The organism is Acinetobacter sp. WCHAc060025 (assembly GCF_004209355.1).
Lineage (GTDB): Bacteria > Pseudomonadota > Gammaproteobacteria > Pseudomonadales > Moraxellaceae > Acinetobacter > Acinetobacter wuhouensis.
The window spans coordinates 24,857-38,759 of the sequence record NZ_SGSX01000018.1; the positions used below are offsets into that span (position 1 = coordinate 24,857).

The 13,903-nt window shown below is 38.6% G+C and carries 10 protein-coding genes; 6 read left to right on the forward strand and 4 right to left on the reverse strand.

Annotated elements, in window-relative coordinates; translation table 11 throughout:
- Positions 1 to 191: 191 nt before the first annotated feature.
- Positions 192 to 2,492: a hypothetical protein gene (locus EXE09_RS14535; RefSeq protein ID WP_130117753.1), complete on the forward strand. Its 2,301-nt coding sequence runs from the start codon at positions 192 to 194 to the stop codon at positions 2,490 to 2,492.
- A 69-nt stretch (positions 2,493 to 2,561) separates the two neighbouring features.
- Here EXE09_RS14535 and aroE read toward each other — a convergent pair whose 3' ends face one another.
- The 3 genes from aroE to hemF all read right to left on the reverse strand — a co-directional run bounded on the left by aroE (position 2,562) and on the right by hemF (position 4,903).
- Positions 2,562 to 3,350 carry a shikimate dehydrogenase gene (aroE, locus tag EXE09_RS14540; protein ID WP_130117754.1) on the reverse strand — a complete coding sequence of 263 codons (789 nt, stop codon included), beginning with the start codon at positions 3,348 to 3,350 and terminating at the stop codon, positions 2,562 to 2,564.
- Between the two features lie 133 nt (positions 3,351 to 3,483).
- Positions 3,484 to 3,690, reverse strand: a complete 207-nt coding sequence (locus EXE09_RS14545) for a hypothetical protein (RefSeq protein WP_068975205.1) — start codon at positions 3,688 to 3,690, stop codon at positions 3,484 to 3,486.
- 274 nt (positions 3,691 to 3,964) lie between these two features.
- Positions 3,965 to 4,903, reverse strand: coding sequence for an oxygen-dependent coproporphyrinogen oxidase (gene hemF, locus EXE09_RS14550; RefSeq protein WP_130117755.1), 939 nt, complete (start codon positions 4,901 to 4,903; stop codon positions 3,965 to 3,967).
- 181 nt (positions 4,904 to 5,084) lie between these two features.
- Here hemF and hemN point away from each other — a divergent pair, with 181 nt between their 5' ends.
- Positions 5,085 to 6,449, forward strand: a complete 1,365-nt coding sequence (gene hemN / locus EXE09_RS14555) for an oxygen-independent coproporphyrinogen III oxidase (RefSeq protein ID WP_130117756.1) — start codon at positions 5,085 to 5,087, stop codon at positions 6,447 to 6,449.
- Positions 6,450 to 6,733: 284 nt separating this feature from the next.
- Here hemN and ribA read toward each other — a convergent pair whose 3' ends face one another.
- The gene (gene ribA / locus EXE09_RS14560; protein WP_087553156.1) at positions 6,734 to 7,336 is read right to left on the reverse strand and encodes a GTP cyclohydrolase II; all 603 of its coding nucleotides are present in this window, start codon (positions 7,334 to 7,336) and stop codon (positions 6,734 to 6,736) included.
- Positions 7,337 to 7,653: 317 nt separating this feature from the next.
- Between ribA and dxs the strand changes: the two genes are divergently transcribed.
- The 4 genes from dxs to EXE09_RS14580 all read left to right on the forward strand — a co-directional run bounded on the left by dxs (position 7,654) and on the right by EXE09_RS14580 (position 13,598).
- Positions 7,654 to 9,558, forward strand: coding sequence for a 1-deoxy-D-xylulose-5-phosphate synthase (gene dxs / locus EXE09_RS14565; protein ID WP_130117757.1), 1,905 nt, complete (start codon positions 7,654 to 7,656; stop codon positions 9,556 to 9,558).
- Positions 9,559 to 9,712: 154 nt separating this feature from the next.
- Positions 9,713 to 10,543: an inositol monophosphatase family protein gene (locus EXE09_RS14570; RefSeq protein ID WP_065994065.1), complete on the forward strand. Its 831-nt coding sequence runs from the start codon at positions 9,713 to 9,715 to the stop codon at positions 10,541 to 10,543.
- A 247-nt stretch (positions 10,544 to 10,790) separates the two neighbouring features.
- Positions 10,791 to 11,429 carry a hypothetical protein gene (locus EXE09_RS19185; protein WP_323052798.1) on the forward strand — a complete coding sequence of 213 codons (639 nt, stop codon included), beginning with the start codon at positions 10,791 to 10,793 and terminating at the stop codon, positions 11,427 to 11,429.
- Positions 11,430 to 11,765: 336 nt separating this feature from the next.
- The gene (locus tag EXE09_RS14580) at positions 11,766 to 13,598 is read left to right on the forward strand and encodes a DEAD/DEAH box helicase (protein WP_130117758.1); all 1,833 of its coding nucleotides are present in this window, start codon (positions 11,766 to 11,768) and stop codon (positions 13,596 to 13,598) included.
- The last annotated feature ends 305 nt before the right edge of the window (positions 13,599 to 13,903 follow it).

Genomic DNA, 13,903 nt, shown 5'->3' on the forward strand with positions numbered 1-13,903 from the left:
AGTTTCATTATTCATAACCATATGAGAATTGCATTGATAAGTCTGGCTAAAAAAAATGTCAGAAATGCGAATTTGAGAGATTCTGCACATGCGAAATTGTTTAATTTTTGATAGCCTAGAAAGGATTGTCTTTTATTATGTTTTTATACTTTTATTGATATAAAAATATCGACTATATTGGGTGGATTAAAATGCATTTAAAAAAAATTACATTATGTCTCATGGGACTAAGTTTATCAGCTTGTTCAAGTCATGTGATAAAAAACAATAATTTAAATGATAATAAAAGTACAAGTCAACGTGCTATTCAAGGCTTTAATGCGTTGTATGAATATCCAAGTTTTGATTATCGAGGGCAAGTTAAAGTTCAATTTGCATCTGAACAAAAAGAGAACAAAGCCTCAAAAAATGAGGTGAAAAAGTTAGATAAAGTCGTTGAACAAAAGGTCAATCAATATTTAAAAGAACAAAAAATAATGATCACCGAGGCACAAAGAAAAGATCTTTATCATGCAATTGTATCGCAAAATAATCCAAGCTTCCGAGATTTCTTTGGCAAAGGTGCAGATTATATGCAGAGCATTTTAAATGATCTGCAAATTCAATATGATGGATCTGTGAATTATCGTCAGAAAATTGCCTCATTTAATTTGGATACAAAATATAAGAAACCAAATTTGTCTGTTGAAATGCGGATTCCAACCATTATTGATCTGAATAACCAGCGTTTTTATACGCATATTTTTTCTTTAATGCCTTATTTGGCAAATCCTCAAGATCAGGATAAATATGCTTATTTAGATTTTTCAAAATATAAAGATGATATTGAGAGAGTAAACGCTAAAGCTTTACTTGAGTTTTTAAAGCAATCTGGCGCAACAACGTATCTATTGGCTTCACCTGATCAACTTGAAACGATGTCGCTGAATGCTGTAGAGAAACAATCTGGGATTGTTGAAAAAATTCGCTTAAAGACCAGTCTTGAAGAATTATTTTTACAAGGCAACTTATATACATCGGTGAATCGTCAATATTTTATGACTTCGGTACTAGGTTTTAACTCATCGAATCTGGCGAAAAATGTTGATGAGGCAGAAGACTCAAAATCTACGAGCGAAGCAACAGAACATACTGAAATTGATGCAACAAGTGCCATGTATCAGTTATATGAAGCGATTAATCGCACGGCGCATAGTGAACTTGAAGAAGAGGGCGAAGACGATTTAGTTACGCAAAATCACACGGATAATGAGCGTGAGACTGTTGATGAAGAAACAGAAGCTACGGATGATTCTGAAAATACAACGCAACTTTTGACAGAACAGCAGTGTGAAGATTTGGCAAAAGCAAAATCGAATGTACGTTTTGGCGATGTTGAATATTGTCAGGCTCAACATGAAATTGATGTATTAAGTGATCCAGCAGATCAAGGTGAGTTGTTGGTAGAGAATACTCAACAAAAACAAAATCGTACTGCATTGACCCAGAAGTTTACAGCTTTAGCGCAGGATCAACTGGTTGATGCTGCACAATTTAAGCAATTGTGGGATCAGCATCAAAGCGAAATTGATGCTAGTTTACCACCTAAAAATCAACGAAATCCGATGATTGTTGACTTGTCTCTAGACGCTCAAGGTCGCGTTGTGAAAGCCGATTATGATATGGAGATGGATTTTGGTAAATATGACCGACAATTGAAGATCAAAATGGATATGCAAATTTCCAATTATGGAAAAGCAACAGCTATTGATCAACAGACTTTAAAAGAAGCAAAGCCATTTAAAGAAGTGTTTAAAGGCAGCTTTATGGAAAAGGCAGTCGGTGGTTTTGCAGGAGATTTATCTACTTCAGACAAAAATTCAGATCAAAAAAATCTGAGTTTAGATGAGCATTTGCAACAATTAGCCGCGCAAGTGTATACGCAAACCAATTCTTATGAAAAAGCCTATAAAGCAGTCTTTATTGCTAAATTGACTGCGGAAAAACCTATTTTAATTAAACAATATTCTGCAAAAGATTTACAAGAAATAGCAGCAATTTATGCATATTCTTATTCAGATGAAGAGGTCTATAACCCATCAGGTCAGGCGCTGAAACAGATTGAAGTGCTGAAGACGAAACATCATTTAGAAGAAGATGAACAATATGACGATGAGCTGGGCAATGCCATTGATGGTATCATTACCCAAGCGATGACTAGCCAAAAAAGTACTGCGGAAATTCTGAATTTAGCGAAAAAGTATAAAACAGCGGAAGCTGTGTTCGCACAATATTATATGCAGCAGTTTGGACTTGAAAATACAGTCGAAAAAGATCAGCGAACTAAGTTGAATAAAACTGCACAGATTTTAGCAAAGTCTTATACAGCGTTTAAAAACAATCAATTTAATAATACTGTGGTTGCTGGTTTGGATGAAAACGCAGCAGAATTTATTGATTATGATTTGTATAAAAAAACCTATCAAGTTGTGAGCGATGCAAAGTTGAAATAATAGGTTGAGTGATTCCGTATTTTCAAAAGAAAAGAACCTCATCTGAGGTTCTTTTTATTCATTCAAAACTTATAAAAAGTCTTTTAAATTCGGACGGACACCATTCCAAATTGCAAAAGCTTCAATCGCTTGACCGACTAGCATGCCAAAACCTTCTGACGTCGGTACACCACGTGCTTTGGCTTGATCTAAAAAGCTAGACGGTTTGCCATAAGCCATTTCATAAGCATGATCAAAGCTTAAATTTTCAGGAAGAATCAACGCATCACCACTCAGACTTGCAGATGTTGCATTGATCACAATATCAAATTGACCATTTAACGCATTTAAACCAAACGCAGAAAGTTCTGCTTCAGGTACTGCATCTTTTAAATCAGCAATCAATTGTTCTGCACGTGCAAGGGTACGATTGGCAATAACAATCTTTTTTGCACCTGCCTTGACCAGCGGATAAACCACGCCACGGGTCGCACCACCAGCGCCAATAATCAAAATTTGGCTATTTTTAATATTCCAATCGAGGGCTTTGATCGCATCGACTAAACCTTGACCATCGGTGTTGTCACCATGCAATACGCCATTTTCCATCCATAAAGTATTCACAGCTTTAGCAATTTTGGCACGTTCGGTGAGTTGTCCGCAGAGCGCAAAAGCTTGCTCTTTAAACGGAACAGTGACATTCATACCAACACCATTTTGCGTAAAAAAAACATTTACACTGGCTTCAAAACCGTCCAAAGGTGCAAGGCGTTTTGAATAATGCAAATCAATACCTGTTTTCTCTGCAAATGCATGGTGTAATTCAGGTGAACGAGAGTGTTCGATTGGGTTGCCAATGACTGCGAATTGTTTACTCATGTCAAATGTCCAAGTATTGAGTTGTCAATTTTAAATGTGGCAACAATATACGACAAAAAAGATTTGGACTAAAGCATAGCGCTAGAATGATTATTTTAATTATTATGGGTTTAATTATTGTCGGTACTGATAGTTAAGGGTTACAAATCCTAAAGATCATATTAATAAACATATATGAGATGTTGATGCAAAGTCCAATGATTGCTACTGCCATTAAGCCAAAACCAAAATGATCATTGAATGCACTTTCAGAAAAGATCGTGGTGCTAATTGCTGAACACAAGGCAATCAGTAATGTCCCAAACATAATCATGGTGGGATTTGTTTTTTTATAGAGCATGAATAACTTCCTTGATGTTGAGAATGGCATTGGATCAATAGTGGAATTAAAATCTCTAATGCTGATTACTACAATCAGTTTACGTGAATTCATTTGGAAAGGGATAGTTAATTTAAATTTAAATGTCACAAGCTATGTACATTGACTTTCTGAATTTTTTAGGTTGGTGAATAAATTTTAAATGAAGGTAAAGATTTGTTATTTGAGTAAAGAGCAAGAACAAAAGCCCTAAGTATAATTTAGGGCTCATGTTTAAGCGATTATTCTGTCATTTTTACAGAATATTTAACCAATCTTTAGGTTTGAGATAATAGTCAGTTAAGCGTTTTTCAGCACTATTTTCATCCCATTCAGGACGATATGACCATCCTGCAAGTGGTGGCATACTGACTAAGATTGATTCAATTCGACCACCTGTTTGTAGACCGAATAAAGTACCACGGTCATAGACCAAATTGTATTCTACATAGCGACCACGACGGTAGAGTTGGAAGTCACGTTGCGCTTCGGTATAAGATTTATTTTGATTGCGTTGGAAAATCGGTAGGATGGCTTCTAAGTAGCCATTACCCACTGCTTGAATATATTCAAAGCATTTTTCAAAATCCCATTGGTTCAGGTCATCAAAGAATAATCCACCAATACCACGTTGTTCATCACGATGTTTTAAATAGAAATAATCATCGCACCATTGTTTGTGTTTGGTATAAACATCTTCACCAAAGGGTGCACAAAGATCATGTGCTGTTTGATGCCATGACAATACATCTTCATCATTGGGATAAAATGGGGTGAGGTCAAAACCACCACCAAACCACCAAATCGGTTCTTGTCCTTCTTTTTCAGCAACGAATAAACGGACATTGGCATGTGAAGTGGGTACATTTGGATTGTTCGGATGAATGACCAATGAAACGCCCATGGCGTGGGCTTTAGCGCCTGCAATTTGTGGGTGACGCTCTGTAGCAGAAGCAGGCAGCTTGGAAATATTGATGTGTGAGAACATCACACCACCTTTTTCAATCACTGTGCCATTTTGTAAAACTCGTGAGCGACCACCGCCACCTTCAGGACGTTGCCAATCATCAATTTCAAATGTCGCTGTGCCGCCACCAAATTTTTCTTGTTGTTCTAAGGCTGAACAGATCCGTGTTTGTAAGTCAGTGAGATAGTCGCGGACACGTTGTATATCATTTGAAGTCGGATTCTGCATGACATCCTCAAAAGGAAAAATGAAAGGGCTAGCTACATCAAAACATAAAATGGTTTAAAAGGAAAATATCTGAGTATTCAAGTGTAATTCCGACTTTTCTACTAGGTTGAAATCTATTTACAAGCTCCGCACAATGCGCATGAAGCTTCGTAATTTCTTGAATGGTTAATTGAGCGTGAATATGAGTTGTTCTCTGATTCAAAAATATAATGTTGCAGGTCCACGTTATACCAGTTATCCCACTGTGCCGTATTGGGATGAAACAACATTTTCACTTGAGGCATGGAAGCAAACACTTAAACGCTCATTTGATGAATCGAATACAATAGAAGGTATTAGCTTATATATTCATCTACCATTTTGTGAAAGCTTATGTACTTTTTGTGGTTGCCATAAAAAAGTTACTAAACGTCATGAAGTAGAACAGCCGTATATTCAAGCCGTTTTAAAAGAATGGGAATTGTATTGTCAATTATTAGGCGATAAACCCAATATTAAAGAAATTCATTTGGGTGGTGGAACGCCAACTTTCTTTTCAGTTGAACATTTACAACAATTGATTCAAGGGATTCTAGCCAGGGCGACAATTGCAGAAGGGCATGAGTTTAGCTTTGAAGGGCATCCGAATAATACGACAAAAGAGCATTTACAAGCTTTGTATGACTTGGGTTTTCGCCGTGTCAGTTACGGGGTTCAGGATTATAACGAAAATGTGCAAAAAGCCATTCACCGTATTCAACCTTATGAAAATGTTGAGCGGGTAACGCAATGGGCACGTGAAATTGGCTATGAATCTATTTCGCATGATTTGGTTTTTGGTTTGCCATTTCAAAATTTGGAAGATGTGCTGAATACGATTGATTTAACCAACGGTTTAACACCCGATCGTTTGGCATTTTATAGTTATGCACATGTGCCTTGGATTAAGGGTAATGGTCAGCGTGGTTTTAAAGATCATGATGTGCCCAAAGATGATGTTAAACGCACTTTATATGAAGAAGGTAAAAAGAAGCTTTTAGCGCATGGTTATCATGAAATTGGTATGGATCATTTTGCTTTGGCAAATGATGGTATGTATCAGTCTTTCCAAGCAGGAACATTACATCGTAATTTTATGGGTTATACCTCGTCTAAAACGCAAGTGATGATTGGTTTGGGCGTATCTTCGATCAGTGACAGTTGGTACAGCTTTGCGCAGAATGAAAAGAATATTGATGTGTATTATGAATGTCTTGAGCGCAATGAAATTCCTGTGGTGAAAGGGCATGTGTTAAGCATTGAGGATTTAAAAATCCGTCAGCACATTTTGAATCTGATGTGTACGTTTGAAACGTCTTGGGTGGATTCAACCATGGATTTTCCTGAGCGTGAACAGGTGATTGTTCAGCTTGCAGAAATGCAACATGATGGTTTGTTGCAGATTGAACAGGATCGGATTGTGATTACTGAGCAGGGTAAGCCTTTTGTACGAAATATTTGTATGGCGTTTGATTTGCTTTTGAAGCGTCGTAAGCCTGAAACACAAATTTTCTCGATGACGATTTGATTTATTAGCTGAAGCTGGTTATCCAAATAAAACTTAATAAATTTAAAAGTGCTTAAATTGTTGTATAAAAATATTATTTATAAGTTTGCATAGCCCCAGTTATCTTGCAAAATTTAAATTAATTTGTGTAGGCGATACCTCACTTTTGAAGGATCAAAAGTGACAAAAATCCTTTGTTGGGTCAGGGGTTCGTCCTGAACCCCGACCCAACGGCGACATCCATGTCGCCAATCGCGATAGCAATAATTACTAGACAGTTTTAATTTTTAATTTTTCAATAAAATTTAAAAATCATCTTTTTCATACATGTGTGACATGCGATCATGTTTGGTTTTTAAATAATCTTCATTGAATTTATTTAAACCCACGGTTAAGCCGACACGTTCAACCACATCAATCCCTAAATCGGTCAAAGCCTTTAACTTCAAAGGATTATTGGTAATTAACTTAACTTGTTTGACCTGTAAATGATCCAGCATGATGCTACACATATCATACGTACGTGCATCAGCAGGCAGATTCAATAACAAATTCGCATCAACCGTATCATGCCCTTGATCTTGCAATGCATAAGCACGGATTTTATTGGTCAAACCAATACCACGACCTTCCTGACGCAAATATAAAATTACACCTTGCCCTGCATCATTCATCATTTTCATGGTGTTGTGTAGCTGTGGACCACAGTCACATTTTAAAGAACCAAAAGCATCGCCAGTTAAACATTCTGAATGAATACGAACAAGAACAGGCTCAGTGGGCGCAGTGTCCAAACCTTTAGAAAGCGCAACATGCTCTTCGCCAGTTTTAGGATCTTGAAATACAGAAATTTTAAAATCACCATAAGCAGTTGGTAATTTAGAAGTGGCAACAAACGCTATTGGCACAGAATATTCCATTTTTGTTGAGCAATTGGTTAAAGTATAACGCAATGCTTGGACTTTAGTAGAATCGTGTATTGTGATTTTATTGTGAAGTCTGGGATAAAAAATTTCTTTTTTGTGCAAAGCACGCAATAATAGTTGATATATAGATAGATTATTCAGGATAATTGACGCTACGAACACGCTTGCGAATTTGGAAACCATCCAATGACGCATCATTATAAATGTGGCTGATCGAATGTGATATGATTCAGTCTCACGATCATGCTAACCCGTGTACCTAGCTTAGATTTGCCAGGCTTTAGAAGGCTTTGCCACATATGTTGTATACCGAAATACCTAGTCAACGTCCTGTAACGCCTTTGTTGGATGCGATTGATCATCCTCAACAATTACGTCAACTTGAGCAAAGCCAATTGCCACAGGTCGCAGACGAATTGCGTCAATTTATTTTGTATGCTGCCGGACAAAGTGGTGGGCATTTTGGCGCTAATCTTGGCGTTATCGAACTCACTGTTGCATTGCATTATTGTTTTAATACGCCAGAAGACCGTTTGGTTTGGGATGTTGGTCATCAGGCTTATCCACACAAAGCTTTAACAGGTCGCCGTGAACAGCTTCGGACGATTCGTGCTAAAAATGGTTTGGCGGCTTTTCCTGCACGTGAAGAATCTGTATTTGATACCTTTGGTGTGGGGCATTCATCGACTGCAATTTCAGCAGGCTTGGGCATGGCTTTAGCCAGTCGTTATCAAAAATCTCCGCGTGAAGTGGTTGCCATCGTTGGTGATGGGGCGATGACCGCAGGTATGGCATTTGAAGCGATGAATGACGCGGTTGCTCACAATGCGGACATGATGGTTGTATTGAATGACAATGATATGTCAATTTCGCAAAGCACAGGTGGCTTTGCCAAGCATCTGGCTTCAATTTGGGAGCAAGGGCAGTTCGTTAATATTGATGCGCAAGGTCAAGCTTTTGTGCAAGATTGTCCTGAATGGGATTACACCTCTCGTTTGCATGAATCTGCAACTGATGCTGCCGATAATCTATTTAAAGCGATTGGTTTTGATTATTTCGGTCCATTTGATGGGCATGATGTCGAGCAATTGGCACAAGTATTCAATGCCTTAAAAAAACGTAAAGGTCCACGCCTGATTCACATTTATACGGTGAAAGGTAAAGGTTTTGCGCCTGCGGAAGCAGATCAAATTAAATATCATGCGATCAGCAAATTAAACGCAACATCTTCAAAAAATCCAGCACCAAAGTATTCTGACGTGTTTGGGCAATGGTTATGTGATGAAGCTGCGCAAGATGATAAATTACTCGCCATTACCCCAGCGATGTGTGAAGGCTCGGGAATGGTTAAGTTTGCACAACAATTCCCTGAACGTTACTTCGATGTAGCGATTGCAGAACAGCACGCAGTAACACTTGCCGCAGGCATGGCATGTGAAGGTTTAAAACCTGTCGTTGCGATCTATTCGACTTTCTTACAACGTGGCTATGATCAACTAATTCATGATGTTGCTTTGCAAAACCTTGATGTGACCTTTGCAATTGATCGTGCGGGTTTGGTTGGTGAAGATGGTCCAACCCATGCAGGTGCATACGATTATGCATTTATGCGTACTGTACCGAATATGGTGATCATGGCACCAAAAGACGAAAGTGAATGTCGTCAAATGTTGCACACTGCTTATTTGCATCAAGGTCCAACGGCGGTGCGTTATCCACGTGGTAATGGTTTAGGCGTAGAAATTCAACAACAGTTGACCACTCTTGAAATGGGTAAAGCTGAAATCGTTGCTGAGTTTAATCTTGAGCATGATGAATGTATTAGCATTCTTGCATTTGGTAGTCGTGTCAGCGTTGCTGTTGAAGCGGCAAAACAACTTGCGAGTAAACTTGATCTTGCTGTACGTGTGGTCAATATGCGTTTTGTGAAGCCATTGGATGAGCAAATCATTCGCGATTTGGCAGACAAAACCAGTTTATTCGTGACAGTAGAAGAACATGCAGTGATGGCGGGTGCGGGCAGTGCTGTGAATGAATTTATGGCACAAGCGCAAATTCTCAAGCCAATGTTAAATCTTGGTTTGCCTGATGAATTCTTACCACAAGCCAGTCATACTGAAATGTTGCAAGATTGTGGTTTGGATGTAAAAGGCATTCAAAATTCAATTGAACAAGCTTGGACAAAGTTGGTTCAGCATATTTAAATCTATGTGCTAAATTGATGTAAATATTCATTAAAAATGAGTCGCACTAAAATTTAGCAACAAATTTCCCCTAAAAGCCTCGATATTTGCTAAAATGTCGGGGCTTTTATGCATTATTCTTTATCAGTATCTTCAAATTTGTAGTGGGTGTTCAATGGAACCTATGGTGGTGATGGCTGCGCGTGCGGCTCAATTAGTTGGTCAAGAGCTTTTAAAAGCGCATCAAAATCGTCATAAACTCGATCTACAAGTCGAAGAAAAAGGTATTGATGGTCCTGTAACACGTGTAGATCGCTACATTGAGCAGTTAACTATTGATACGCTTCGTAAAAGTTATAAAAATCACAGCTTCCTTGGTGAAGAGTTTGGTCTGCAAGAAGGTAAAGGTCACGACGCTGATTGGTGTTGGGTGATTGATCCTTTAGATGGTACTTTAAACTTCATTAACGGTTTCCCTCATTTCTGCGTATCTATCGCTGTTCAACACAAAGGCATTACTCAACACGGTGTTATTTATGACCCTGTGAAAGATGAGTTGTTCTCTGCGAGCCGTGGTCGTGGTGCAATGTTGAACCAACGCCGTATCCGTGTAAATGTTAAAGACAGCCTTGAAAATACTTTCATGGGTGTTGGTCATGCATTCCGTAAAATCCGTAATGGTGAAGTGGTTTCTTATGCGAAAAACCATTTTGATTCATTATTGAATGTTACTGAAGCGGGTGCGCAATATCGCCGTGCAGGTTCTGCTGCATTGGATTTGGCTTATGTTGCTGCAGGTCGTTTAGATGGTTATTTTGAACTTGGTTTGAAACCTTGGGATATCGCAGCAGGCGAGTTGATCGTGAAAGAAGCGGGCGGTACTGTCGTTGATGCACGTGGTGGTTCAGATTCTATGGAAAATGGTCAAGTGATCGCATGTTCTATGAAAATGTTAAAACCATTGATGCAACAAGTTGTTCCTGCTTGGGGTGAAGCTGCGAAATAATTTTTAATTATTTGTGTAGATTGAGTTTTGAAAAGCCTTCATGTTATGAGGGCTTTTTTATGCGATATTGGTAATCATAAAAAGAAAAGGCAGATTTTAATGAATTGGTTGAAACGAATAAGGGAAGCATTTCATTTGCCTACACAGCATGAGATTTCAATGACTAATTTGAAAAATTATCGAGGTCATTATCCTGAGAAAGTTGAAAAAGTTGTATCTACTCAAGAGTTGTGAGAAGTTATTACAGTTGGATCATATTGAGCATGAAGATATAATTAGAACTCTGCAGGAAAGGGCTGATCCTTTTACAATTCCTTATTTGAAAAGCGCAATTGAACTCAAGCCACAATTGGAATATTTATCCTATGATGATTATGGCGGTTATTATAAAAAAATGCCTTTGGGCTTTACAGGCTATAGGAACTTCAGAAGCTATCCAATTGATACAAGAACTTACTCATTCAGAAATAGATATATTGGCAGAACAAGCAAAATACAGAGTTTATCGTATCAATGGTGGAACTTAGTTGAGATCAAAATATTAGTAGAAGGAAATGTATTGAAAGCAATTTATAAAAACGAAAAATTTAGCCTAGTAACACATCATCAAATACCCAATGAAGATATTACCCATCAAAACATAGATTTTTGGATTAAAACTGATGGAAAGACATATTTGGGAAGTGCGACAACTACTGAAAATATTCAATATTTAATGGAAAAGGATAAGCAGACTGGAGAAAGTGCGTTTGGCTCATATCATTGGCAAACCAATGCAATTATTTTGAAAGACTTTACTGTTGAGAGCTTGGCTTTAGCTGTAGAGGATATTATTAAAGAAAGTTTACTTGATTCTATTTTTCATTTAATCCTTAATGATGACTAAACTCTCACTCACAGGAAAAAACAATAAAACTTCGTGACATTATTTTAAATTCTGCTATACTCCGCGCACGCACTAAATTTCGTTCATTACCTGAACATTCCTTCTATATTGTGTATGCGCGTCCGGTCCCAAGAGAGGACATTATATCGCGCCCCACCCAATCGCTAAAGCGATTCCTTCAGGTTGCGGCTGTAATCAAATGTGCGTTATACGCATCGTCGTTCTCGGATCGCCGCTGATTCTATATTTTCAGCGATTATTGCTGTGCCGCTTTTTGCCGATGTCCATCAGACCATATATATTTAATGGAGCACCCACATTCGGGTGAATATCTCTATGAGCAAAACTTTTGCTGATTTTTCTTTAGACGAGTCTTTACAGAAAGCACTTGAATCTCTTGGCTTTACTACGCCTACTCCTGTTCAAGAACAATCTATCCCTGCGGCTTTAGAAGGTAAAGACCTTTTAGTATCAAGCCAAACTGGTTCAGGGAAAACTGCTGCATTCTTACTTCCTACGTTAAACGCTTTAGCTGGTCAAGAAACTTTTGTACCGTTTAAAGAACGTATGAAAGCAGTTACACAACCAAATATCTTGGTAATTTCACCTACTCGTGAACTTGCACAACAAGTGTGTCAAGACGCGATTGCATTTGTACGTCACATGAAAGGTGTACGTGTTGCTGCAATTATGGGTGGTATGCCTTTCGGTAAACAAATCCAACAATTAAAAGGCGCGCAAGTCGTTGTTGCGACTCCAGGTCGTTTACTTGATCTTGTAAACCGTCGTCAAATCAAACTTGATAAAGTTGATGCTTTAATTGTTGATGAAGCTGACCGTATGCTTGATCTAGGTTTCTCTGAAGACTTAGAAGCTATCAGCGATTTAGCGTTAAACCGTAAACAAACATTGATGTTCTCTGCAACATTTGCACCACGTATCATTAACCTTGCTGAACGCATGATGAATGATCCAGAACGTATTGCAATTGAAACAGGTCACTCTACCAATACTGACATCACCCAAACTTTACATTGGACTGATGGCTTTGAGCATAAGAAAAAATTGCTTACCCATTGGTTAAATGAAGAAGATGTTGATCAAGCAGTTGTTTTCGCTTCAACTCAAGAAGACACAGATATGCTTGCAGAAGAACTTTCTGAAGCAGGTCTTTCAGTTGTAGCACTTCACGGTGCAATGCCACAAACTGTACGTAACCGTCGTTTACGCAGTATTCGTGAAGGTCGTGCAAAAATCCTAGTTGCTACAGATGTAGCGGCTCGTGGTCTTGACGTACCAACAATTTCTCACGTGATCAACTTCGGTCTTCCAATGAAGAATGAAGATTATGTACACCGTATTGGTCGTACAGGTCGTGCGGGTCGTACTGGTAAAGCAATCACTTTAGCAACTTACCGTGAACGCGGTAAAATCCGTGCTTTAGAAGATTACTTAGAAGCGCGCTTAAGTGTTTCTGAAATCGAAGGTTTAGAGCCATCTCCACCTCCTGCACGCGGTAGCCGTGATGGTCGTGGTCGTAACGGTGGTGGTCGTCGTGATGGGGGTCGTGGCGGTTTCGGTGGTGGTCGTCGTTTTGAAGGTGAATCAAACTTCAAACGTCGTGAAGGCGGTGATGATCGTCCACGTCGTAGCTTCGATGATAAACCACGTGGTGATCGCCCATCTTATGGCGATGATCGTCCAAAACGTACGTTTGGTGAAGATCGTCCACGTCGCGAATTTAATAATGACCGTCCACGTCGTGAAGGTGGTTTTGAAGATCGTCCACGCCGTGAGTTCAACAATGATCGCCCACGCCGTGAAGGTGGTTTCGAAGATCGTCCACGTCGTGAGTTCAACTCTGATCGCCCACGTCGTGAAGGTGGTTTTAATGATAAGCCGCGTTTTAACTCAAATGATGACAACCGTGGTAACAGCGTAGACTATAAACCACGTCGCGAAGGTAACTTCAACGATCGTCCGAAACGTTCATTCGGTGGTGAAGATCGTCCACGTCGCGAGTTTAATTCAGACCGTCCACGTCGCGAATTCAACAACGATCGTCCACGTCGTGAATTTAGCGAAGATCGTCCAAAACGTACTTTTGGTGATGATCGTCCAAAACGTGAGTTTGGTTCAGATCGTCCACGTCGTAAATTTAACGACTAATCGGATAAAGTTTAAAAAAACCAGCCTTAGGGCTGGTTTTTTATTGCAACATAGAAAATATTTGCTAGAATAATTGTGAATTAGTTCAATTTTTTTTAAATAATCGTTAAATGTGGTTTATAGCATGTTGAATTTGGCAAGCACTAACAATATTTTTGGAATCGTGATGCTATATATTTTTTCTACTTTATTGGTATCGAATCTTTGCTATCTTATTTATAGCCTTATTTTAGCTTGAGAGATTTTTTGATTTCCTATCTAACTTATTTTTTATAATCTAAATAAAAAGAAAAACACGCTAAATG